Raw genomic sequence first — 22,439 nt, forward strand, 5'->3', positions numbered from 1 at the left:
GCAAAGGCCAAAAGCGAGGCGGTGATGGTGGTGGCGACAACAGCGAGATAGGCCAAGGTGATCCAGACGATCGAGGGCAGCGCGGCCCAATCGGTGGCCAGAATATCGCGCCAGCCGAACGCGAGGATCACGATGGAGGCTGCGGAAAGGATAAAGAAGGTAAAGACAAAGGTACGCTCGCCCCGGTGCAGACGCGGCACCAAAGGTGTGTAGATCGCATGAGCGACAACGCCGATGAAATACAGCGCCTCGCCTTTGCCGATTTGAAACGCCAAAAGCGCCTTGAGATCCGCCCTGAAAATCACCCAAAGCGCACCCGCGGCACCAATGGCCAAAGCCACGGCAATGCGGCGCGTGGTGATTTGGCGCATGATGAGATAGCCAAAGAACGCGGCCAAAACCGGGGTCAGGGTAAAAACGGCCGAGGCGGAGACAGGTGTGGCCGTTTTCAATCCGACAAACATCATCACGAAATACAGCGCGAAAATCCCGCCGAGAATGGCGTAGCGCCATGGCTGTTTGAAAGACGCGCGCGGAATGCCACCGGTCACAAGCGCCAAAACACCCACGATCAGCGCGGCCAGAACAAAACGCACCCCATTGATCGCAAGCGGGGTGATTTCATTGGCAGCCATGGCCCCAAGCGAAAAGGACCCGGCAACGAGGAAAGAGAAGGTGAGCATCGCAAGATGCCCGTTGCGCCGGTCATTGGCAGAAGCTTTGTGTGGCACGAGAGGCTCCCTGTGAAACCAGTTGCGATCAACTGGCCCCATGCCCCTTACCGAAACGGTGCGGGCGCGTCCATTGCCCGCACGCGCACAGGGGCCGTGACGTGCGTTGTCATCACGCCGAGTATCTTTCGGGCAAATCTTCCATGTCCTTCGCATAGGCTTTCAAAAACTTTAGAAAAGCCTGCACCTTGGCGGTGCGATGCAGATCGACATGGGTCACCAGCCACCCCTGACTTTCCAGCTCCGGCGTGGGAGGCATCAGTTGTACCAACCCGGACGTCCGCTCACCCCGCCATGTCGGCATGAACCCGGCACCTGCCCCCGCTATGACAGCCTCGGCCAGGGCTTCGCCATCAGAGGTGCGAAACACCACCCGATCATCGGCGACATTCTCATTCATCCAAATCATGAAAGGTGCGCGCGAGGTCTTGTTGTCCAAGGCGACGAAGCGCAGCTTGGTTGTGAGATCGGCGTCATCGGGCCGGCCATAGCGTTCAAGGTAAGTCTCATGCGCGTAGAGGCCAAAGGCTTGGCTGTAAAATTTCTGAACCACATTGTCGGGTTCCTGCGGCGGCAGGCCCGCGCGGATGGCAACATGCGCCTCGCCATATTCCAGCCGCAGCACACGTTCGTCCATCACATAGCGCACATAGAGATCTTGGTGTTGGTACTGAAACTCGGCAATCGCGGGCGCCATAAGCCGCGCGACACCGGGCAAGGAGGTGATCACCAATTCGCCCTCGACCTTTTCACCACGGCCTTTGATGCGTGAGACGAGCTGCGAAAACTGATCGTCGGTGGTCTGGGCAATTTTCAACAGATCAAGCCCGGCCTCAGTCGAGGTGTAGCCGCGCGCATGACGTTGGAACAGTTTGACCCCAAGGCGCGATTCCAAAGAATCGATATGGCGGATCACGGTGGCATGATGCACACCAAGCGCCTGAGCGGCCCCTGAGACAGTGCCCATTTTGGCAACTTGAAAGGCGGTGCGAAATTCATCCCAGTTTTCAACAGACATCAACAACCTCATGTGCAGCAAGGAACGCTTTCCCGCCACACTCACGCCGTCCGTTCAAAATTGCAAGGGCATTCCTTTATTTCCGCAAATGCGCCCAACGCTGCGCCTGCTCAGGCAGCGCCGCATCCCATTCCTGCGCCAAGGCCACCCGTTCGACCGCCAAAAGCGTCTCCAGCGTTGAAATGCGTTCTGCGGCCTGACCGTCCTTGGCGCGCATGTGGTCCTGAAACCGATGCGAATGGAGAATGGTCGGGCGGGCATCCAGCGGCTCCCACGCATCCAAGACCGTCACCCGGCGCAGGTTGAATTCGGGCGGCAAAACGTAAAAGCGCAAATCGCTTTCCCATAACAGGTCCTTGAGAATGATCTGATCGCGCTCAATCGCATCATCGGCGAAAAACCGATCAGCCCATTCGGCCAGAAACGCCCACATCGGTTCCGAGCGGCGATAGAGAAACACCCCAGAATTGTGTTGCGGAAAGGCATAAGGGGTTTGGTGGTCGCGTCCCTCCTGGATCAACGCCCAATCGCGGCGCACATCATGGGTGAGCGCGCATTCAAACCGATCCAGTACCGCGAAGAGATCGCCCAGAGGTGCAACAAACAGCGTGTCGCAATCGACATAGAGCGTGCGTTGAAACCGGGTGGCGGACATGGCACGCAGCTTCTCGCGCGGGTGCATGTCAGGACAGGCGGTGACCCGATCAAACAAATCCCGCGGCAGGTTTTCCGGCAGGTCGGTGACCAGATCAATGGCAATATCGGGGTCCCGTGCCCGTAAGGAGCGCGCCGATTGGATCGCCAAATCCACATAATCCGCCCCGCCCGCCACATAAAGCACCCCGGTTTCACAGGCGTCTTGTGCGCGGACTGTCATCTGTGCGTCCTTCATCTGGTCTCTCCCCCTGAGCCGTAGATTAAATATTAGAGTGATTTGGCCCATCGACCAGCGCGTTGTGCGCGGGTCTGACGCCTCATTGTCTTGACTCTCCATACGCAGGCGCGTATTGCCCGGATCAAATTCCCCGGAAGTCGTGTCTTCCGGTCCTCAGGCCGAGTGCCAGGATCGCCCCCCGTCAGCGTTATACGCCCACGGGGGCGGAACCGCATTTGGGCTTTGCAATTCGCCGCTCTGTCCCCACATAGAGCACATCGTTAACGGCCCCTGATCCCAAAACGGATCGAAAAAGGAGAACGGCCCATGTTTGAAAATCTGTCCGAACGCCTCTCTGGCGTCTTCGACAAGCTCACCAAACAGGGTGCTTTGTCCGAAGACGATGTAAAAACCGCCCTGCGCGAAGTGCGTGTGGCCCTGCTTGAGGCCGATGTCTCGCTGCCCGTGGCGCGTGATTTCGTCAAAGCGGTTGAAGCCAAGGCCACCGGCCAAGCCGTCACTAAATCCGTGACTCCGGGTCAGCAAGTTGTCAAAATCGTCCATGACGAATTGATCGCGGTTCTGGCCGGAGACGGTGCCGAAATCGGTCAGTTGAAGGTCGACAATCCGCCTGCCGCGATCTTGATGGTCGGTCTGCAAGGTGGTGGTAAAACCACAACCACCGCGAAACTTGCCAAGCGTTTGAAAGACAAACAGGGCAAGCGCGTGTTGATGGCCTCGCTTGACGTCTATCGTCCGGCGGCGATGGATCAGCTCAAGGTCTTGGGCGATCAGATCGGCGTCGACACTTTGCCGATCGTGCCGGGACAAAAGCCCGCTGACATCGCCAAACGCGCCAAACAACAGGCGCTGATGGGCGGCTATGACGTCTATATGCTCGACACCGCCGGTCGTTTGTCCATTGACGATGCGTTGATGACTGAGGTCGAAGAGGTCAAAGCCATCACCGCGCCGCGTGAGACGCTTTTGGTGGTGGACGGTCTAACCGGCCAAGATGCGGTGCACACCGCCGAAAACTTTGATGGCCGGATCGGCATCACCGGCGTCGTGTTGACCCGGATGGATGGCGACGGTCGCGGGGGTGCGGCGCTTTCCATGCGTGCGGTCACCGGCAAGCCGATCAAATTCGTCGGCTTGGGCGAAAAGATGGACGCGCTCGAAGAGTTCCACCCGGACCGTGTGGCGGGTCGCATCCTAGGCATGGGCGACATTGTTGCGCTTGTCGAAAAGGCACAGGAAACCATCGAGGCCGACCAAGCCCAGCGGATGATGAAGCGCTTTCAAAAGGGTCAGTTCAACATGAACGACCTGAAGATGCAGCTTGAACAAATGCAGAAAATGGGCGGCATGGAAGGCATCATGGGGATGATGCCCGGCATGGGAAAAATGGCCAAGCAGGTCAGCGATGCGGGCTTTGACGACAAGGTCATCACCCGCCAAATCGCCCTCGTGCAATCCATGACCAAAAAAGAACGCGCCAACCCGGCGCTCTTGCAGGCCTCACGCAAAAAGCGGATCGCCAAGGGTGCAGGTCTTGAAGTGTCCGAGCTCAACAAACTTTTGAAAATGCACCGCCAAATGGCGGACATGATGAAAAAGATGGGCAAAATGGGCAAGGGCGGCATGTTGAAACAGGCGGTCAAAGGCATGTTTGGCAAAGGCGGCCCCGAAGGTCTCGAAGACATGGATCCGGCAAAAATGGCCGAAGCCACCAAGGCGCTCTCTGGCGCATTGCCCAAGGGCATGTCTGGCCTTCCGGGCGGTCTTCCGGGTCTGGGCGGCGGCATGGGCCTGCCCTCCAATCTCTCCGGTCTGGGCAAAAAGAAATAGTCATGACGCTCGCCCCCACCATAGACACCCAGCGCCTGCGGTTGCGCGGCCATGTTGCAAGTGATTTCGATCACTTCGCTGACATGTTCGCCTCCGAGCGCTCGACGTTTATGCATGGGCCGCTGACCCGCCGTCAGGCTTGGTTCGCGTTCTGTGGTGACATCGCGCAATGGGATCTTTTCGGTCACGGCGCATGGGGCATTGAGCGGCTCAAAGACGGGGCGTTTGTTGGTCAGGTTGCACTCAACAAACCGCCGCATTTCCCGGAACTCGAACTCGGCTGGTTCATGATGGAGGGGTTTGAGGGCCACGGTTACGCCTTTGAAGCCGCGGAAATGGCCCGCTCCTATGCCTATGTCGAACTGGGTCACGACACGTTGGTGTCCTACATCGACGCGGGCAATGTCCGTTCGATTGCGCTGGCCGAACGGCTGGGCGCGACGTTGGACACAACCGCCGACACACCCGATCAAGAGGACTGCCTTGTCTATCGCCACCCCTCGCCAGAGGCGTTGCAAGACGGCGGAATGGAGGCCTACGCATGAGCAATGATGTCACCCGCGCTCAGGAAATCCTCAAAGAGCATCGCGAAAGCATTGATCGGCTCGATGCGATCCTCGTCTATACGCTGGGCGAGCGGTTCAAACACACACAGGCTGTCGGCAAACTCAAAGCCGCGCATGACCTGCCGCCCTCCGATCCCGATCGGGAGGCCAAACAAATTGCCCGGCTCGAAGACTTGGCCAAACGTGCCGATCTAGACCCGGAATTCGCAAAGGAATTCCTGAAATTCATCATTCAGGAAGTCATTCACCACCACGAAAAACATCAGGATTGCTGAGCGTTTTCAAACACGTCTCAGCTCAATAGCTCAATCAGGAGATTACACCATGGCTATGAAAATTCGTCTCGCCCGCGGCGGTTCCAAAAAGCGCCCGCACTATTCCATCGTTGCATCCGACGCGCGCATGCCGCGTGATGGCCGCTTTATCGAAAAGCTGGGCACCTACAACCCGCTCTTGCCGAAAGACTCCGAAGATCGCGTCAAAATGGACCTCGACCGCGTGAAATATTGGCTCGGCCAAGGCGCACAGCCGACCGACCGTTTGGCACGTATGCTCGAAGCGGCTGGCGTTCTTGAGAAAAAAGTCCGCGCCAACCCGAACAAAGCCAAGCCGGGCAAAAAAGCCGTCGAGCGCGCTGAAGAGAAAGCTGCAAAAGTGGCTGCTGCCGCTGAAGCCGCTGCCGCTCCGGCCGAAGCTGCTGCTGAGGAATAAGCTCTGGACCGCTGCGGCCCGTCCGCATCGGTATCGGACGGGGCACCAGGCCTTTTGACCTGACCCCTGCTGTTCTGCGCCGGGTCTGCCGTTTGGTAGGTCCGGCGTTTCCCCTTTGGGGTGATTTTCTGACCCGAAAGACCTGCCTATGGTGCCACCTCACGCGGCATGAGGCGGATGGATGCGATACAGGATCAAACAGATGACGACATCTCACATCGGCCAGTTTTCACTGGCGTTTCGAAACGATCTGCATGCGCTGTTGCGCTGGCGGCGGGACGTGCGTCGGTTTCGCACCGATCCGGTGGATGAGGCGGTTCTGACCAAATGCCTGGATGCCTTCACCTTGGCGCCCTCGGTTGGTCTGTCGCAACCGTGGCGGATTGTGCGCCTGACATCAGAAACTGCGCGCAAAGCCGCGCTTGAGAATTTCGAGGCCGCCAATGCCGACGCGCTGGCCGGCTATAGCGGCGAGACCGCCAAACAATATGCCGGGTTGAAACTGACCGGGATGCGCGAAGCCCCGGTGCAAATCGCGGTATTTTGTGACGAGGCCACAACGGAGGGCAAAGGCTTGGGCGTGGCCACCATGCCCGAAATGCTGCGCTATTCCGTGGTCTCCGCAATCATGCAATTTTGGCTGATGCTGCGCGCCGAGGGCATTGGTTTGGGCTGGGTCTCGATCCTTGACCCCAAGGCGCTCTGCCGCGACCTTGAGGTGGCAGACACATGGAGCCTGATCGGCTATCTTTGCATCGGGCACCCCGAAGAAGACACGGAACTGCCGGAACTGGAACGCCTTGGGTGGGAAAAACGTCACCCTTGCCCGGACATTCTGGACCGTTAATCTGAAGCGCCGCAAAGGCCAGTCGAGAGTTGGATATGACGGATACAAGAATCATCGTTGGCGCCATTGCGGGCGCGTTTGGCGTTCATGGCGAAGTGCGGATCAAAAGTTTCTGCGCTGATCCCGAGGCGATTGGCGACTACTCGCCCCTCACCTCTGAGGACGGTAAAACCACCTATAACCTCACCCTCACCCGCGCGATCAAGAACGGCTTTGCCGCCGATCTGGAAGGTGTGACCACCAAGGAAGAGGCCGACGCACTCAAAGGCGTCGTGCTTTATGCCGAGCGGGACGTTTTGCCCTCATTGCCCGACGACGAATATTACCACGCCGACTTGATCGGGCTGACTGTACTGGATACGGGCGGCGCGGTGTTGGGCACGGTGAGTAATGTGCTTAACCACGGCGCGGGTGATTTGTTGGAAGTCTCAGGGCCTGCGTTGAAAGCCTCGGTGTTGATGCCATTTACGATGGCGGTTGTGCCGACGGTGGATTTGGCGTCTGGCCGGATCATCGCGGACCCGCCGGAGGGGCTGTTTGAGTGAGCCGACGGATTCTCATCCATGCCGGGTTTCACAAAACCGGCGCGACGACGCTCCAAGACATTTTCGTTTCGCAACGTGGCCATCTTGCGCCGCATGTTGAAGCCGACCTACAAGACCGCGTGCTTTTGACGCCGCGATGGTACGCGGTTCTCGGTTTGTCGGGCCATCGCGGTAACGCCTAAAGCCACCAAGACCAAGGTCTCAGCCCGCGCCATTGATTTCTTTTCGCTGTTGGACATCGAAGATCCCCGCCTATCAAATGGCGCAGGAGGCGATTGTAAACCCAACGGCACCTAAAGCGGATCAGCTTTCACGTTTCCTTTCGCCCTTGGCGCATCTCTTGGGCACGGCTATATGGCGGTATGTCTGACGAATCCGACTCCACCGCCCCAAAGCCGATGAAATCCCATGGCCGCCTCGCCGTGCGCCCCACCGTGGCGCCGCGCGAGTTGATGACCAACACGCCGGACCTGATGGGGGTGTGGAAAGCAAAAATCATCACGCTGTTTCCTGAGGCCTTTCCGGGAGTCTTGGGCGAAAGCCTGACCGGCAAAGCATTGCAAGAGGGCACATGGCAGTTGGAGCAAATCCACCTGCGCGAGTTTGGCGAGGGCAAACACCGCAATGTCGATGACACGCCTGCGGGGGGCGGTGCGGGGATGGTGCTGCGCCCTGACGTGATGGGCCGGGCGATTGACTTTGCCATGAACGGCACACCGCCCAACCGCGAAGACTGGCCGCTGGTGTACCTGTCGCCACGCGGCAAACGGTTTGATCAGGCGACGGCGAAACGTTGGTCCAAGGCGCGCGGGATCACGATGATCTGTGGCCGCTTTGAGGGCGTCGATGACCGGGTGCTGTTTCACTACGGCATCGAAGAGGTCTCTCTTGGCGATTTCGTCCTCACTGGCGGCGAGATCGCAGCACAGGCGATGATCGACGCCACGGTGCGGCTTTTGCCCGGCGTTTTGGGCAATGCCGAGAGCATCGAAGACGAAAGCCATTCCAACGGCCTTTTGGAACATCCGCAATTCACCAAACCCGCTGAGTGGCGCGGCATGCCGATCCCAGAGGTGTTGATGTCGGGTCATCACGGTAAAATTGCGGAGTGGCGGCAAAAGATGTCCGAAAAAATCACCCGCGAACGCAGGCCGGACATGTGGGCGGCCTATGAGGCCGAAAAATCCAACAAATAAAGGGGAAAACCCTCTTGATCGAATGGCTGGATGGCCCTATACACCGCCCATCCGGGACCGGAATCGGTTCGCGGATCTTTTTTCTTTGGTCTGATGTTTTCTTCGGCATCACCTGAGACCCGGAAAATGACCAAAGCAAAGACGACCTGAACCTCTGGCGGGCGCATCAGCGGACCCGATAGAAGACACAGAGCTCTGAGGACGCGTAAACCTTCACGGGCCAAAACCGTGAGCATCATTGGAGTAAAGCGATGAACCTTATCGCCCAACTGGAAGCCGAGCAGATTGCTGCCCTCGGCAAGACCATCCCGGATTTCAAAGCCGGTGACACCATCCGCGTCGGTTACAAAGTGACCGAAGGCACGCGCACCCGTGTGCAGAACTACGAAGGTGTCTGCATCTCCCGCAAAAACGGCAAGGGCATCGCTGGCTCTTTCACCGTGCGTAAAATCTCCTTTGGCGAAGGCGTGGAACGTGTGTTCCCGCTGTTCTCGACCAACATCGAGTCGATCGAAGTTGTGCGTCGTGGCCGTGTGCGTCGCGCCAAACTGTACTACCTCCGTGATCGTCGTGGCAAATCCGCACGTATCGCCGAAGTCACCAATTACAAGCCGCTTTCCGGCGCAGACGCGTAAGGATCTGACCGATGAAAAAAGATACACACCCCGAATACCACTTCATCGACGTCAAAATGACCGACGGCACGATCCTTCAGATGCGCTCCACCTGGGGCAACGAAGGCGACCAGCTTGCCCTCGACATCGACCCGACCGTGCACCCGGCATGGACCGGCGGCAGCTCGCGCCTTATGGATGCTGGCGGTCGCGTGTCGAAGTTCAAAAACAAATATGCGGGCCTCGGCTTTTAAGCCAATCCCCGTTTATGATGATCAACGCCGCCCCATGGGGCGGCGTTTTTCGTTGCGAGCACACTGTCCCTCTTTTCCAGTCCTGCCCGCATCTCTGGGCTTCGACCAAACCAGCCCCCCCCCCCGCGCAGCAATGCCACATTTCGGCAACGGCCCTGAGGTTGCCCCTTCCCGCGTGTTGATCGCACTTGAACAAAAGCCCCGAACAACGGCATACAAGAACTCAAACGACATGAGCGCGCAGACCAACAAGCGCGCCGAGAGAAGTGGGAATACGGGACGTGGCGCATATTATCATCGTCGGGAACGAAAAGGGCGGGGCCGGGAAGTCAACCGTGTCCATGCATGTGGCAACGGCTTTGTCCCGTCTGGGCCTACGGGTGGGCGCGCTGGATCTGGATCTGCGCCAAAAAACATTCGCCCGCTATTTGGAAAATCGCCTGTCCTATTGCGTGCGTGAAGGCATGGACCTTCCGACGCCCGAATATCGCGACCTGCCACAAATCGAGGCCGCGGATTTGGCCGAGGGCGAGAACATCTATGATCGTCGTCTGTCGATGGCCGTGACCGGGCTTGAGGAATCCTGTGACTTCATCCTGATCGACTGTCCCGGCTCACACACCCGCCTGTCTCAGGTGGCGCATTCGCTGGCCGACACGTTGATCACGCCGATGAATGACAGTTTCATCGACTTTGACCTTTTGGCGCGGGTTGATCCTGACACCAACAAAATTCTCGGCCCTTCCGTCTATTCCGAAATGGTCTGGAACGCCCGGCAATTGCGGGCACAGGCCGGGTTGAAACCGATCGAATGGGTGGTCTTGCGCAACCGTTTGGGCGCGCAACAGATGCACAACAAGAAAAAGATCGGTGACGCGATGGAGGAGCTGGCGAAACGGATCGGGTTCCGCGTCGCGCCGGGGTTTTCCGAGCGGGTGATTTACCGCGAACTGTTCCCGCGCGGTCTGACGCTTTTGGATTTGAAAGACATCGGTGTGAAATCGGCGCTCAATATTTCCAACGTTGCCGCCCGTCAGGAGCTTCGCGACTTGATGAAAGAGCTGAAATTACCCAATGTTGACGTCGATTTTTGATCAGGTTTGAACCGGGCGCGAGCCGCTCAGTTCAATTTGACCACGCTCACATCTTCAGCATTCAATCCCTTTTTGGCAAGTTGCGCGGCAAGGCTGTCGGGGCTCTCCCCGTCACTGTGCGGTGCGAGGATGGTTTTGGGGTTCAATTTGATCTGTCTCGGGTGCGCGCGCCATAGCTGACGCGGGTCATATTTGGCGTACCACGGTTGGCTCGGGCTGCCATAGGCATCATATATACCGTAGCCTGCGGAAGCATGGCCAGACTTGCCCGAAAGCTGATCGGTCAACGACATATAGGACGCGGCGGCTACGCTGGTTGAGGACAGGTGTGAGATGTCCCCGGTCTGCGCCGCCTGACGCAAGCCGTCTGATTTAAAGACGACGAATCCAATCGCCAGTGCCGAAAATAAAACCGCCTGAAGAACCAATTTATACATAAAACGCTCGTGGAAAATATCTGAATACAATGAGAATGTTAGGCCATTTTTGGTTAGGCCAAGTGATCAAGCCGGCGCAGGAACGCATCGCCCTTTTGCTTGCCCGCAGGCGCAATATGGCGTTCGCCGGGGGTCACATAGCTCGCGCTCTCCTCAACCAGCGTGCTGCGGGTCGGGTGCTGTGCTTTGGCCTCGCGGTGGCGTTGGATCATCAGGCTGCGACCGCAAAGATCATCAGGCCAAATCCAATCGCCATCATCGTCACCTGATCAGCAGCATCCAGCCCCGCCATCCACTGTGTCAGCGCCTCTTGTGCCATATGTGCATAGTCGAGTGCATAGTCCATGTTCCGGGCCTCCATCGCCTGTCATGCCCTCACAGTGCTGGTGTAAAACGGCAAAAATCGGGCAAGGGCATGGTAAAAGCCGAGGGAATTTAAGGTAAAGACAGGGCACCCAATGCCACGTTTACGCCAAGCGATGGGCCCAAAGCCTGTGCGCCGTCTCCTCCGGCGCCACCTCGCCCAATGTGTCAAGCGCCAGAGCTGCGGTGGAGAGGACAATCGCCTCGGCAAACGGATCATCCAGACGCCCGTGCCACAGATCAGACAGGCGTGACAGCTCCGTTTCGCCATCGTTCAACCGGCGCGCCTCCTCCCCGGCAGGCGGGAAAAGCGCCTCCCAACTCTGCCCATTGCGCAAGCCAAAGGCCTGAATGTCCTTTGACGGGTTGCGTTCAAATTCGCCGCCGCCGCCTTTGATCACCGTCATCGCGGGCAGGCCCAAAAGGGCAGAGGCATCGGCCTGAAGCTCTCGGTAGGGCGGGTGAAACACACCTTGGACCGAGGCCCGCGCACCGCCGGGGTTGAGCATCCGCGCCACGGTGTTGAGGCAAGACCGCAGGCCAAAATCGGCGCGCAATTGCAACAGGCGCAACAGCTCGGGCGAGAAATTTTCCAGCGGCAGATAGGCAATACCCGCGCGCGCCATCGTGTCGCGCGCCGCAATCGGACTGCCGCAACTCTCGATCCCGGCAAAGGCCAGGCCCTCGCGGATCAAATGACCGTTTTCGCCCAGCCCGTTCCAGCCATGCATCAAAACCTGATGCCCGCCCAAAGCGATCAGCCGCGCCGAAAGCAAAAACCACGGCAAGCCGCGCGTGCGTCCGGCGGCATAGGACGGCCAGTCCAAATCCGGCCTCGGCACGGCGGTCAACCCGGCACGCAACGCGGCGGTAAAGCCAGCGATCTCGCCGGGCACCTCGCCTTTCATCCGCATCAGCATCAGCATCGCGCCGACGCTTTCGGGTGCCGCCTCCCCACGCAACACCCGCGACAGCGCCTCTTGCGCCTCCTCAAAAGTCAAGGATCGGGACCGACCGGGGCCACGGCCCAGAATGCGGACAAATTCAGCAATGCTCATCGGGGCTCACTCAGCGGCTTCTTTGGTTTGGGCCTTGGCGATGAGGGCGGAAATTTCCGGGCGACAGGAGCCACAGTTCGTGCCCGCATCCAATGCCGCGCCAATCGCCTCCACGCTCATCAACCCGCGCGTTTCAATTGCCGCCAAGATAGTGTTGATCCCGACATTAAAACAAGAGCAGAGCACCGGACCGGGGTCCGGTTGATTGGCAGGCGACTTGCCCGCCAACACACCCGGCACCTCCTGGCCCGGCAGAGCCGCCAGATAGTCGCGCATCACTGCGACGGGCGTGCGTGAGACGAACAAAGCGGCGACCAAGGCACCGCCGACATGAAATGCCACCCGCGCCGTGCCTTTGGCCGGGTCCAACATGGTTTGAACATCGGCATCGGGCAGACCAAACAGCCTGCGCGCCTCTTCGACCCAATCTTCGGGCACGGTCATCCCGGCCAATTCAACCCGGTATCCGGCATAGGTTTTGGCCAAGGCCCAATAGTCGTATTTCGGTTTGATCGGCATTTGCGAAATGGCAAAGCCGTACCATTTGGCGGCAAAGGGCGTGACCGAAACCACTGCGCCTTTGCTTTCGGGTTGGCCGGAAATCGGGTCCGTGACCGAGGGCACCAAAGCGTCAATCCGCCCCGAGGGGGCATTTTCCCCGGTCCAGTGCATCGGTACAAAAACCTCGCCTTTGGGAGTCCGATCCGTGATCATCGCGCGCACGATCGCCCGGCCATTCGGGGTTTTGAGCAGGACCAATGCGGTCGGGCCAATACCCTGTGCGCTCGCATCCTCTGGGTGAATTTCCACGAAAGGTTCGGCCAAATGCGCCGACAGACGTGGTGAGCGCGCAGTGCGGGTCATCGTATGCCATTGATCGCGAATGCGCCCGGTGTTCAGACGGAACGGGTAACGTTTCTCCGTTTTGGCCACCGGCGGTTTCCACGCCACGGGCAGCATCCGCCCCTTGCCATCAGGGGTGAAAAACCCGCCATCGGCAAAGAAGCGACCGCCCTTTTTGCCGCTTGAAACCGGCCAACGGGTCGGCGCAAGATCGGCATAAGCGGTGTTCGAGAGGTCCGCGAGGCCGGATATGTCAAAATCGCGGCCAAAGCCGCCCGCAATCCCCGAAAGGGCCGCATATTCGCGGAAAATCTCCGCCGGGGTTTCATATTCAAACGCGGCGTTGAAGCCCATGCGCCGTCCGACTTCGGCCAGTTGATGCCAATCGGGGCGGGCCAATCCCGGCGCCGGCAAAACCGCACGTTGACGCGACATCATCCGGTCCGAATTGGTCACCGTGCCGTCCTTTTCGCCCCATCCGGTCGCGGGCAAAAGCACATGCGCCAAACGGGCGGTGTCTGTGGCGACGGTGATGTCGGAAACCACGACAAAATCGCATCCGGCAATGGCATCGCGCACTTTATCGGCATCGGGCATGGAGACGGCGGGGTTGGTGTGAATGATCCAGAGCGCCTTGATCTTGCCCTCGCCCACCGCCTTGAACATCTCAACCGCTTTCAGCCCCGCAACCTCTGGCATGACAGGAGCGGACCAAAAGTCTTTGACCGCGTTGCGATGATCGGCATTCTCGAGATCGAGGTGACAGGCCAACATATTGGCCAATCCGCCGACCTCGCGCCCGCCCATGGCGTTGGGTTGGCCAGTGACGGAAAACGGCCCCATCCCCGGCTTGCCGATCCGCCCGGTGGCGAGGTGGCAATTGGTGATGGCGTTGACTTTATCGGTGCCCGACGAGGATTGATTGACGCCTTGGGAAAAGATCGTGACAACCTTTTTCGTACCGCACCAGAGATCGAAGAACTCGGCCAGAACGTCATCAGAGAGGCCGGTGGCCGCGAGATCATCGGCGCGTGCGCTCACTAAAGCTGCATCCAGTCCGGAGACATATTTGGCAAACTCCGCATCAATCAGGCCGCGTTTTTCGATCTCGGCCAAAAGCCCGTTGAACAGAGCCACATCCGAACCAAGCGCCAGCGGCAGATGCAAATCCGCCAGATCGCAAGAGGCGGTACGGCGTGGGTCGATGACCACGAGTTTCTGATCCGGGCGCGCTTTGCGGGTGGCAAGGATACGTTGATAGAGCACCGGGTGACACCACGCGAGGTTCGATCCGGTGAGCACGATCACATCGGCCTCGTCCAGATCCTCATAGGTGCCCGGCACCGTGTCGGTGCCAAAGGCGCGTTTGTGCCCGGCCACGGTCGAGGCCATGCAAAGGCGCGAATTGGTGTCGATATTGGCGGAGCGATAAAGCCTTTCATCAACTTGTTGGCGACATAGTAATCCTCGGTCAACAATTGACCCGAGACGTAAAAGGCAACCGAATCTGGCCCGTGTTTGGCGATGGTGTCTTTGAACGTCGTTGCGACCAAATCCAGCGCGCTGTCCCAATCTGTGTCTTGGCCATGGACGCGCGGCGTCAAAAGGCGGTCGTCGAGGGAGACGGTTTCGCCCAAAGCCGAGCCTTTGGAACAGAGCCGCCCGAAATTGGCCGGGTGATCGGGATCGCCCCGGACCTCCAGCGCGCCTTGATCATCGACCGCCAAAAGGACGCCACACCCGACCCCGCAATAGGGGCAGGTCGAGCGCAAAGAACAGGCGGATTGGGGGCGTTTCATGCCAAAACCTCCATCAAAACGGGTACATCAACCGGCGCAGGCGCAGCGGGTTCGGGTTTGGGCGCGTCCTGATAGGCCGGGCCAAAAATCAATGTGTCGCGCAGCGCAGACACATCGACACCGTCGCGGATCAGGTTGAAAAACCAGCCACCATCCTGGGTGTCGCCGTATATCACCGCGCCGATCAGACGGTTGTTTTCAATCACCAAACGTTTGTAAACGCCTGCGCGCAGATCGGAAAAGACGATGCTCTCACGCCTCTCCGCCTCGGAAAAATCGCCAGCGGAAAAGAGATCGCAGCCCGTGACTTTCAACTTGGTGGAGACGTCTTTGTTGACGAAACAGCCGGGCAGATCGCGCAGGGTTTGGACCAGTACTTTGGCCTGATCAAACAGCGGCGCGACAAGACCAAAGACCGCGCCCCGGTGTTCAACACATTCGCCCAACGCATAGATGGATGGATCAGAGGTGGCGAGTTGATCATCGACACAAACCCCCTGCCCGACCCTCAACCCCGCCTCACGCGCAAGGCCGACAGAGGGCACAATCCCAACGGCCATCAGCACCAGATCGCAGGGGAGTTCAGAGCCATCGGCCAAGCGCAGCGCCCGCGCCTGTCCGGCGGCATCGGCCAGGATTTCTTGCGACTGGGCATTGCAACGGACGGTGATGCCGCGCGCCTCAAGCGCCTGTTGCAACAGTTCGGCGGCTGGCGCATCGAGTTGGCGATTCATCAGATGACCCGCCCGCTGCACCACGGTGACCTCAACCCCGCGCGCCGCCATCCCCGCCGCAGCTTCAAGCCCCAAAAGCCCGCCACCGATCACCACCGCCTTGGACCCCGCGCCCAACCCGATCATCCGGTCGGTGTCTTCAACATCACGGTAGGCGATCACACCGGGCAGATCATGCCCCGAAAGCAGCGGGATGTAGGGGGTCGAGCCGGTGGCGATGACCAAACGATCATAGGGCACCGCACCCTTTGTACCGATCACCCGCTTGCCCTCGCGGTCAATCGCGATGACCCATTCGCCAAAGCGGCAGGTCACGTTATGGTGAGCGTACCATGCATCATCATGGGTGACGATCTCGTCATAGCTTATCTCCCCGGCCAAAACGGGCGAAAGCATCAGGCGATTATAGGTGCCGCGCGGCTCGGCATTGAACAGGGTGATGTCGAAGGCTCAGGGGCCTGCGCCAACAGATGCTCCAACAGTCGCCCAGAGGCCATCCCCGCCCCGACGATGACAAGCCGCTGTGGCATCAGAGGCCCCCCCGACGAAAAAAATGCTCGGATCATCCATCGAGATCACTCCGCCGCAACGGCTTTTGGGGTCGGAATGGATTTGGGCTTGGCGCCATGTTCGTACTCCTCCAAGAAATCGAGCACCTCTTGGCGGTAGTGGTAATAATCCGGGTGTTCCAACAGCGCCTTGCGGGTGCGCGGGCGGGGCAGTTTGACGTCGGTGATTTTGCCGATGGTCGCCTGTGGGCCGTTGGTCATCATCACCACCCGGTCCGAAAGCAAAATCGCCTCATCGACGTCATGGGTGACACAGATCGCGGTGACTTTGGTGCGCTCCCAGACCTCCATCAACACCTCCTGCAGCTCCCAGCGCGTGAGGCTATCGAGCATGCCGAACGGTTCATCCAACAACAGCAGTTTCGGCGACAGGGCAAAAGCGCGGGCGATGCCGACGCGTTGTTTCATGCCATTCGACATCGACGCGGCCTCTTTGTCCATCGCATCGGCCAGACCGACCCGTTCGAGGTAATATTCGATCACGTCCTGACGCTCGGCCTGCGAGGCTTTCGGATAGACCTTGTCCACCCCAATCGCCACGTTTTCCTTGGCGGTGAGCCAGGGGAACAGGTTCGGCGACTGAAACACCACGGCGCGTTCCGGGTCCGCCCCGCGCACTTCATAACCGTCGAGTTTGATCACGCCTTTGGAGATGTCATTGAGCCCTGCCGCCATGGTCAGGACCGTGGACTTGCCGCATCCCGAATGGCCGATGATCGAAATGAACTCACCCCGGTTCACTTTCAGGTCGAAATTTTCAACCACGGTCAGCGGACCTTTGGGGGTGGGATAGATTTTATGGATTTGCGAGAAATCGAGGAAGCGGTCTTCGATCATGCCTTCTTGTGCCTTGGCGACGGCGGCGGGTACCGAATGGATCGGCATGACATTGGGCAGAACCTTGGTGCCCTCGGCTTTGCTTTCGATCCCGACATCCATCAGATATTTGGTCACTCGCGCGCGCAGCATTTTAAACCCATCATCCGTATTCATCGCAATCCGGTCGCGCGGGCGCGGAATGGTGACCGTGAACTCTTGGCCCAGCGTCCCATCGGGATTGAGCGCAATGATCCGGTCGGCCAAAAGAATGGCCTCGTCGACATCATTGGTGATCAGGACACAGGTCTTTTGATCCGCCTCCCAGATATGTTCGATCTCATCGGCCAGATTGGCGCGGGTCAGGGCGTCAAGCGCCGACAGCGGCTCATCGAGCAACAGAACCTCAGGGTTCATCGCCAAGGCGCGGGCAACGTTGACGCGCTGGCGCATCCCACCCGACAATTCAGCGGGGCGGCGCGCGGCGGCATGCGACAGGCCAACCATGCCGACATAGTGATCGACCTTGGCCTCTTTCTCGGCATTGGACAGACCCGGAAAGATCGTATCCACCGCCAAGCGCACATTGCCGCTGACCGTCAGCCAAGGCATCAAAGAATAGCTTTGAAAGATCAAGCCACGCTCAGGCCCCGGCCCGGTGATCGGCTTGCCCTTAAACGACACGGTCCCCTCAGACGGCGTTTCAAGCCCGGCCATCAGATTGATCAGCGTGGTCTTGCCCGACCCGGAAAAGCCCAAGAGCACAAGGAACTCGCCCTCTTTCACGTCGAGGTTGATATGTTTCAACACCTCGGAGCGCGTGAGACCCTGACCGAAGCCTTTGGAGACATTGTCGAATGTGAGAATGCTCATGTCGGTCACCGGTTGTTGGAGAAGGTGAAAAGGGATTGCAGCGCGAACATCACCCGATCCAACAGAAAGCCGATGATGCCGATGGTCAGCACCGCGACGATGATTTTGGCGAGAGATTGCGAGGAGCCGTTTTGGAACTCATCCCAGACGAATTTGCCAAGGCCGGGGTTCTGCGCCAGCATTTCAGCGGCGATCAACACCATCCAACCCACACCGAGCGAGAGACGCAGCCCGGTAAAGATCAACGGCAAAGCCGAGGGCAGCACCAATTTGGTGACTTTCGAATAGGTGTTCATTTTGAGCACTCTGGAGACCGAGATCAGGTCCTTGTCGATGGAGGCGACCCCCAGCGATGTGTTGATCAGCGTCGGCCAGAGCGAACACAGCGTCACGGTGATGGCGGAGACAAGGAAGGATTTCGCGAACATCCCGTCATTGTTGGTGTAAAGCGCGGAGACGATCATCGTCACAATCGGCAACCATGCGAGCGGCGACACCGGTTTGAAAATCTGCACCAAAGGGTTGATTGCGGCGTTGGCATAGGGCGACAGACCCGCGAAAATCCCCAAAGGAATGGCAATGGCCGAGCCGATCAGAAAGCCGAAAAACACGGTTTTGATCGAGGTCCAGATTTGCGTGTAATAGGACGGCGAGCCGGTGTAGGCGATGTCTTTGACCTCGTCGGCTTTGCCCTGTTCGATCAACCGCGCGTTGCGTTTGTCCACGCGCTCTTCAAACGCGGCCTTCTTTTCGGCCTTGGCCATCGCGTCATAATGTAGGTTCACGGCCTCTTCCCAAACGGCCGAGGGGCCGGGGATTGCGCCCAATGAGGTTTGCACTTTCGGGGCCAATGTGCCCCAGAGCATCAAGAAACACAGGATCGCCAAAACCGGCACCCCCAAGAGTTTCCAGATCTCTTTGACCTGTGCCTTGGGGTTGTCGCCCGCGATGGCTTTCAAAATCGGGGTCATCCAACTCAGACCCAAGACCTGAAACCAAGTGTCGGCTTTGTTGATGCGGGTGAACAGTTTCGCACGGCGGGCCGCTTTGGCCTGTGTGTCCAGAGCGTGCGGATCTATGGCGGTCATTGCAGGGTCCTCGCGGGAAAATCAGGGTCGGAAAAATGGGCGCACCCGAAAGCGCGCCCCAGGAGAGGTTTGGGTTAGCCTTTGACTTCGGTGCCGATGACGATCTGCTCGCCTTTCAGGCCGATCGGCAGGCTGTCGAGATAGGCGTTGGGCGCGCGGCCGTCATAGCCGATGCCGTCGATGACATCTTCGGCCGGGGTCGGGGTCTTGTAGCCATCGCTGTCCCACGGGAAGTCGGCCTCATCGGCCAGACCCTCTTCGACCAACAGTTTTGCAGCCTCCAAATAAATCTCTGGCTTGTAAACGGATTTGGCGACCTCGTCGTACCAGCTGTCCGGCTTGGCCTCAGAGATTTGCCCCCAACGGCGCATCTGGGTCAGATACCACACTGCGTCCGAGTAGAACGGATATGTGGCGTTGTAGCGGAAGAACACGTTGAAATCGGGAACCGAGCGTTTGTCGCCCTTTTCATATTCAAAAGTCCCGGTCATCGAGGCGGCAATCACCTCTTCGTCGGCCCCGACGTAATCCGGGCGCGACAGGATTTTGACGGCCTCTGCGCGATTGGCGTTGTCGTTTTCGTCCAGCCACATCGCGGCGCGGATCAACGCTTTGACAACCGCTTTGGTGGTGTTCGGGTTCTCCTCGGCAAACTCAGCGGTGATGCCAAACACCTTTTCCGGGTTGTTTTTCCACAGTTCGTAATCGGTCACAACCGGCACGCCGATGCCTTTGAACACGGCCTGTTGGTTCCACGGTTCACCGACGCAATAGCCGTTGATGGTGCCCGCTTCCAACGTGGCCGGCATCTGCGGCGGCGGCGTGACGGAGAGAAACACATCCGCGCCAATCTGGCCGGTGATGTTGTCGGGGGAATAGAACCCCGGATGCAACCCGCCCGCTGCCAACCAGTAGCGCAGCTCGTAGTTGTGCGTGGAGACCGGAAAGACCATGCCCATGTTAAAGGGCTTGCCTTCGGAGCGGAATCTTTCAACCACCGGAGCCAGAGCCGAGGCGGAAATCGGGTGCTGCACCTTGCCCTCCGCATCCAATGGGATGTTCGGCTTCATCTCATCCCACACCTCGTTCGACACGGTGATGCCGTTGCCGTTCAAATCCATCGAAAACGGCGTGATGATATGCGCTTCGGTGCCATAGCCGATGGTCGCGGCCAAGGGTTGCCCGGCCAACATATGCGCGCCGTCCAGGGTGCCGTCGATCACGCCGTCCAGAAGCACTTTCCAGTTGGCTTGGGCTTCCAGCGTCACAAACAGGCCTTCGTCATCGAAAAAACCCTGTTCATAGGCCACGGCCAAAGGCGCCATATCGGTCAGCTTGATAAAACCAAAGGTCAGTTGATCTTTTTCGAGATCAAGCATCTCAGCCCAGCCAGGAGTGGCGAGCGCCGTGGTGGCCGCGAGGCCGAGAAGAAGGTGTTTCATCTGTGTGTCCCTTAGTCAGTGCATGCCCTGTTGGAGGCGAAAAATAAAAAAAAGCCGCCGACAAATCGCCCGGGAGGAGGGGGCGGTTGTCGAGCGGCTTTGCTCAGTCATCCCGATCATCGGGATGGAAATCTCGTATCGCGGCATCGTTGCCTTCGATGTCTTATCTATGCGTGGAATCGCGCTGCACATGCAAAAGGCGTCGGGTCGTGCGGACCAAAAAATGCTGCAAACGCACAGTTTTGCCCATTATTTGCGCATCAATCCCCCTTTGGATCAAAAACACGCCCATCAAAGAACCGATTTTGACCAAGGATCAAGTGCCCCGCCTCAGAAGCCACCGCCATGGGTGCATCCAATCCGCCCTCGACTTTCGAGGAGGCACCCGGCAAATCCGCGGTGGTTCCCACAAGCGCCTGACGGTGAAGATCGGAACGAAACACTCCGGCGGCCACGCTGCGCGCCATCACCTGATCCAACCCCATCCGGGTGGCCAACTGCATTCCGATCCATTCGGCCTGCGACCGCCATGGGAAAGTCGCAGCCCCTTTGAAGAATTCGACAAACCCGTCGACATGACGCTCTTCGCCCGCAGGTCCGATCACCAAACGCCCCGTCAAGGCGCGCTCCAGCATGTCCGAGGGCAGATCAAGGTATTCGGGGCGGCTCAAAAGTTCGGAGGTCAACATCCGGCTGTCCGGTTCGCCCAACCAACGCCCCGCGCGCCACACGGCCCGGATCAACCGACCCATCAAGGCGCTTTCCTGTTCGGCCCAGTCTGAGCGCACCGCCAAGACCTTTTCGGGCGCACAGGACCAGATTGCCGATCCAGGCAACAAAAGCTGCCCCACGCCATTGTCCACCGCCTGCGACCCCCAAGGTTCGCCGACGCAAAACGCGTCAATGTCGCCTGCCTCCATCGCATCGGCCATCAAAGGCGGCGGCACGGTGTGGATATCGACCGATTGCGGCGCAGGAAGGCCCAGCGCCGAGAGCCAGTAATATAAAAGCTCGGCATGCATCGAAAACGGAAATGGCACACCGATCCGCAACCGCCCCTTGGCGGCCGCGATCAAGGCGGTGCCCGCCTTATAGGCATCGTTAAAGCCGAAATCATGGCCCTGATCGTGCAGCCGCGCAGCCAAAGCATTGGACACGCCGATCACGTTGCCATTCACCGACAGCACTGAGACGGCCGACAGTTTCGCCCCCGCCCCGCCCAGACCCAACGCCGTGGCGACTGGAAGCGGCGACAGCATATGTGCCGCCTCGACCTGACCAAAAGACAACATATCGCGCAGCGAGGACCAGGAGGGCGCAGGTTTGAGGGCAAGGTTGATGCCCTCCTCGGCGGCAAATCCCATTTCCTGTGCCACAATCAAAGGGGCTGCATCGACGAGCGGTATGAACCCGACCGAAACCGTCACCGCCCTCATGCCAAAAGCCCCGCCGCCGTGACCAAAGCCTGCGCCACATCGGCAACGCGACGCCCCTGGTCCATCGCGGTTTTGCGCAAAAGCGCATAGGCTTCGTCTTCGCCGATGCCTTTCGCGCGCATCAACATGCCCTTGGCGCGGTCAATGACCTTGCGTTCTTCCAGCGCCTTTTTGGTTTCAGCCAATTCCGTGCGCATCCGCTGAAACATCCGAAACCGGGCGATGGCGGCATCCAAAATCGGTTTGACCCGGTTTGAATGTAATCCGTCAACAATATAGGCCGAGACCCCCGCCTCGATCGCAGCGGCAGACAGGCCCTCATCCGAACGATCCACAAACATCGCCACCGGGCGATCCAGAGGACCGGAGGCCAAGGTCAGCTCTTCCATCGTGTCACGAGACGGGTTTTCGATGTCGATCAGCACGATGTCCGGGTTACGCGCCTGTATTTGGCGCGCCAGCCCAGTGACTTCGGCGATGATATAAATGTCGAAGTCACCCGCTTGCCGCAGGCTGTCCACGATCAGCTGCGCGCGGGTGCGGTCGGTTTCGACGACGATGATGGATAGGGGGGCACTCATGGCCTCAGATCGCGGCGATCGGCCTATAAAGTAAACGATTCCCGCGCGGCGCGCGCTGTGCCCTTTGGCAATATGTCAAAAATTAAGCTTATGCGCATA

The 22,439-nt window shown here is 59.0% G+C and carries 23 protein-coding genes and 2 pseudogenes; 11 read left to right on the plus strand and 14 right to left on the minus strand.

Annotated elements, in window-relative coordinates; all coding sequences use genetic code 11:
• The 3 genes from C8029_RS05850 to C8029_RS05860 form a co-directional block, all read right to left on the minus strand.
• The coding region (locus C8029_RS05850; RefSeq protein WP_226946248.1) for a DMT family transporter at positions 1-731 on the minus strand (731 nt) is incomplete at its 3' end.
• Between the two features lie 112 nt (positions 732-843).
• On the minus strand, positions 844-1,749 hold the full coding sequence (locus C8029_RS05855; RefSeq protein ID WP_152002464.1) for a LysR family transcriptional regulator: 906 nt from the start codon (positions 1,747-1,749) through the stop codon (positions 844-846).
• Positions 1,750-1,825: 76 nt separating this feature from the next.
• Positions 1,826-2,626 (minus strand): glycosyltransferase family protein, encoded by an 801-nt coding sequence (locus C8029_RS05860; protein ID WP_152002465.1) that lies wholly within the window; start codon positions 2,624-2,626, stop codon positions 1,826-1,828.
• Positions 2,627-2,950: 324 nt separating this feature from the next.
• On the opposite strand from C8029_RS05860, the gene ffh reads away from it, so the two are divergent.
• The 11 genes from ffh (at position 2,951) to C8029_RS05915 (ending at position 10,301) form a co-directional block, all read left to right on the plus strand.
• Positions 2,951-4,474, plus strand: coding sequence for a signal recognition particle protein (ffh, locus tag C8029_RS05865; RefSeq protein WP_152002466.1), 1,524 nt, complete (start codon positions 2,951-2,953; stop codon positions 4,472-4,474).
• A gap of 2 nt (positions 4,475-4,476) precedes the next feature.
• Positions 4,477-5,019 (plus strand): GNAT family N-acetyltransferase, encoded by a 543-nt coding sequence (locus tag C8029_RS05870; protein ID WP_009572183.1) that lies wholly within the window; start codon positions 4,477-4,479, stop codon positions 5,017-5,019.
• Positions 5,016-5,315: a chorismate mutase gene (locus tag C8029_RS05875; RefSeq protein ID WP_009572181.1), complete on the plus strand. Its 300-nt coding sequence runs from the start codon at positions 5,016-5,018 to the stop codon at positions 5,313-5,315. Before C8029_RS05870 ends, C8029_RS05875 begins: the two co-directional genes overlap by 4 nt.
• A 49-nt stretch (positions 5,316-5,364) precedes the next feature.
• The gene (rpsP, locus tag C8029_RS05880) at positions 5,365-5,751 is read left to right on the plus strand and encodes a 30S ribosomal protein S16 (RefSeq protein ID WP_009572180.1); all 387 of its coding nucleotides are present in this window, start codon (positions 5,365-5,367) and stop codon (positions 5,749-5,751) included.
• 202 nt (positions 5,752-5,953) lie between these two features.
• Positions 5,954-6,598 carry a 5,6-dimethylbenzimidazole synthase gene (gene bluB / locus C8029_RS05885; protein WP_152002467.1) on the plus strand — a complete coding sequence of 215 codons (645 nt, stop codon included), beginning with the start codon at positions 5,954-5,956 and terminating at the stop codon, positions 6,596-6,598.
• 35 nt (positions 6,599-6,633) lie between these two features.
• Positions 6,634-7,143: a ribosome maturation factor RimM gene (rimM, locus tag C8029_RS05890; RefSeq protein ID WP_009572178.1), complete on the plus strand. Its 510-nt coding sequence runs from the start codon at positions 6,634-6,636 to the stop codon at positions 7,141-7,143.
• Complete coding sequence (locus tag C8029_RS05895) at positions 7,140-7,325, plus strand: hypothetical protein (RefSeq protein WP_009572177.1); 186 nt, start codon at positions 7,140-7,142, stop codon at positions 7,323-7,325. Before rimM ends, C8029_RS05895 begins: the two co-directional genes overlap by 4 nt.
• A gap of 180 nt (positions 7,326-7,505) precedes the next feature.
• On the plus strand, positions 7,506-8,339 hold the full coding sequence (gene trmD, locus C8029_RS05900; protein WP_009572176.1) for a tRNA (guanosine(37)-N1)-methyltransferase TrmD: 834 nt from the start codon (positions 7,506-7,508) through the stop codon (positions 8,337-8,339).
• A 251-nt stretch (positions 8,340-8,590) separates the two neighbouring features.
• Entirely contained in the window at positions 8,591-8,974 is a 384-nt protein-coding gene (gene rplS / locus C8029_RS05905; protein WP_009572175.1) for a 50S ribosomal protein L19, read from the plus strand.
• Positions 8,975-8,985: 11 nt separating this feature from the next.
• A complete protein-coding gene (rpmE, locus tag C8029_RS05910; RefSeq protein ID WP_009572174.1) occupies positions 8,986-9,207 on the plus strand; it encodes a 50S ribosomal protein L31 in 222 nt (73 codons plus the stop codon).
• A gap of 281 nt (positions 9,208-9,488) precedes the next feature.
• Positions 9,489-10,301 carry a division plane positioning ATPase MipZ gene (locus C8029_RS05915; RefSeq protein WP_009572173.1) on the plus strand — a complete coding sequence of 271 codons (813 nt, stop codon included), beginning with the start codon at positions 9,489-9,491 and terminating at the stop codon, positions 10,299-10,301.
• A 26-nt stretch (positions 10,302-10,327) separates the two neighbouring features.
• Here the strand turns inward: C8029_RS05915 and C8029_RS05920 are convergent, their stop codons facing one another.
• From C8029_RS05920 to C8029_RS05960, 11 genes and pseudogenes are all read right to left on the minus strand, one after another.
• Positions 10,328-10,738: a hypothetical protein gene (locus C8029_RS05920; protein ID WP_009572172.1), complete on the minus strand. Its 411-nt coding sequence runs from the start codon at positions 10,736-10,738 to the stop codon at positions 10,328-10,330.
• A gap of 53 nt (positions 10,739-10,791) precedes the next feature.
• A complete protein-coding gene (locus C8029_RS21975) occupies positions 10,792-10,950 on the minus strand; it encodes a hypothetical protein (RefSeq protein ID WP_193217599.1) in 159 nt (52 codons plus the stop codon).
• Positions 10,950-11,084: a hypothetical protein gene (locus C8029_RS22685; protein WP_286189735.1), complete on the minus strand. Its 135-nt coding sequence runs from the start codon at positions 11,082-11,084 to the stop codon at positions 10,950-10,952. Before C8029_RS22685 ends, C8029_RS21975 begins: the two co-directional genes overlap by 1 nt.
• A gap of 121 nt (positions 11,085-11,205) precedes the next feature.
• On the minus strand, positions 11,206-12,159 hold the full coding sequence (locus C8029_RS05925) for a glycosyl transferase family protein (RefSeq protein WP_152002468.1): 954 nt from the start codon (positions 12,157-12,159) through the stop codon (positions 11,206-11,208).
• Between the two features lie 6 nt (positions 12,160-12,165).
• Positions 12,166-14,801 (minus strand): annotated as a pseudogene (locus C8029_RS05930) (molybdopterin-dependent oxidoreductase).
• 41 nt (positions 14,802-14,842) lie between these two features.
• Positions 14,843-16,065, minus strand: a pseudogene (locus C8029_RS05935) (NAD(P)/FAD-dependent oxidoreductase); the annotation flags it as partial.
• Positions 16,066-16,110: 45 nt separating this feature from the next.
• A complete protein-coding gene (locus C8029_RS05940; protein WP_009572167.1) occupies positions 16,111-17,793 on the minus strand; it encodes an ABC transporter ATP-binding protein in 1,683 nt (560 codons plus the stop codon).
• Positions 17,794-17,798: 5 nt separating this feature from the next.
• Positions 17,799-18,881, minus strand: a complete 1,083-nt coding sequence (locus C8029_RS05945; protein WP_009572166.1) for an ABC transporter permease — start codon at positions 18,879-18,881, stop codon at positions 17,799-17,801.
• A gap of 74 nt (positions 18,882-18,955) precedes the next feature.
• Positions 18,956-20,323 carry a CmpA/NrtA family ABC transporter substrate-binding protein gene (locus tag C8029_RS05950; RefSeq protein WP_152002469.1) on the minus strand — a complete coding sequence of 456 codons (1,368 nt, stop codon included), beginning with the start codon at positions 20,321-20,323 and terminating at the stop codon, positions 18,956-18,958.
• 260 nt (positions 20,324-20,583) lie between these two features.
• Entirely contained in the window at positions 20,584-21,759 is a 1,176-nt protein-coding gene (locus C8029_RS05955; protein ID WP_009572164.1) for a CmpA/NrtA family ABC transporter substrate-binding protein, read from the minus strand.
• Positions 21,756-22,340: an ANTAR domain-containing response regulator gene (locus tag C8029_RS05960; protein WP_009572163.1), complete on the minus strand. Its 585-nt coding sequence runs from the start codon at positions 22,338-22,340 to the stop codon at positions 21,756-21,758. Before C8029_RS05960 ends, C8029_RS05955 begins: the two co-directional genes overlap by 4 nt.
• Positions 22,341-22,439: the final 99 nt, after the last annotated feature.

This window comes from Roseobacter sp. TSBP12, from assembly GCF_009129705.1.
GTDB classification, from domain to species: Bacteria; Pseudomonadota; Alphaproteobacteria; order Rhodobacterales; family Rhodobacteraceae; genus Celeribacter; species Celeribacter baekdonensis_A.

Coding starts and splice junctions, on each gene's coding strand:
- C8029_RS05855 (WP_152002464.1), bottom strand. CDS start 1,749: ATGTCTGTTGAAAACTGGGATGAATTTCGCACCGCCTTTCAAGTTGCC.
- C8029_RS05860 (WP_152002465.1), bottom strand. CDS start 2,626: ATGACAGTCCGCGCACAAGACGCCTGTGAAACCGGGGTGCTTTATGTG.
- ffh (WP_152002466.1), top strand. CDS start 2,951: ATGTTTGAAAATCTGTCCGAACGCCTCTCTGGCGTCTTCGACAAGCTC.
- C8029_RS05870 (WP_009572183.1), top strand. CDS start 4,477: ATGACGCTCGCCCCCACCATAGACACCCAGCGCCTGCGGTTGCGCGGC.
- C8029_RS05875 (WP_009572181.1), top strand. CDS start 5,016: ATGAGCAATGATGTCACCCGCGCTCAGGAAATCCTCAAAGAGCATCGC.
- rpsP (WP_009572180.1), top strand. CDS start 5,365: ATGGCTATGAAAATTCGTCTCGCCCGCGGCGGTTCCAAAAAGCGCCCG.
- bluB (WP_152002467.1), top strand. CDS start 5,954: ATGACGACATCTCACATCGGCCAGTTTTCACTGGCGTTTCGAAACGAT.
- rimM (WP_009572178.1), top strand. CDS start 6,634: ATGACGGATACAAGAATCATCGTTGGCGCCATTGCGGGCGCGTTTGGC.
- trmD (WP_009572176.1), top strand. CDS start 7,506: ATGTCTGACGAATCCGACTCCACCGCCCCAAAGCCGATGAAATCCCAT.
- rplS (WP_009572175.1), top strand. CDS start 8,591: ATGAACCTTATCGCCCAACTGGAAGCCGAGCAGATTGCTGCCCTCGGC.
- rpmE (WP_009572174.1), top strand. CDS start 8,986: ATGAAAAAAGATACACACCCCGAATACCACTTCATCGACGTCAAAATG.
- C8029_RS05920 (WP_009572172.1), bottom strand. CDS start 10,738: ATGTATAAATTGGTTCTTCAGGCGGTTTTATTTTCGGCACTGGCGATT.
- C8029_RS21975 (WP_193217599.1), bottom strand. CDS start 10,950: ATGATCCAACGCCACCGCGAGGCCAAAGCACAGCACCCGACCCGCAGC.
- C8029_RS22685 (WP_286189735.1), bottom strand. CDS start 11,084: ATGGACTATGCACTCGACTATGCACATATGGCACAAGAGGCGCTGACA.
- C8029_RS05925 (WP_152002468.1), bottom strand. CDS start 12,159: ATGAGCATTGCTGAATTTGTCCGCATTCTGGGCCGTGGCCCCGGTCGG.
- C8029_RS05940 (WP_009572167.1), bottom strand. CDS start 17,793: ATGAGCATTCTCACATTCGACAATGTCTCCAAAGGCTTCGGTCAGGGT.
- C8029_RS05945 (WP_009572166.1), bottom strand. CDS start 18,881: ATGACCGCCATAGATCCGCACGCTCTGGACACACAGGCCAAAGCGGCC.
- C8029_RS05950 (WP_152002469.1), bottom strand. CDS start 20,323: ATGAAACACCTTCTTCTCGGCCTCGCGGCCACCACGGCGCTCGCCACT.
- C8029_RS05955 (WP_009572164.1), bottom strand. CDS start 21,759: ATGAGGGCGGTGACGGTTTCGGTCGGGTTCATACCGCTCGTCGATGCA.
- C8029_RS05960 (WP_009572163.1), bottom strand. CDS start 22,340: ATGAGTGCCCCCCTATCCATCATCGTCGTCGAAACCGACCGCACCCGC.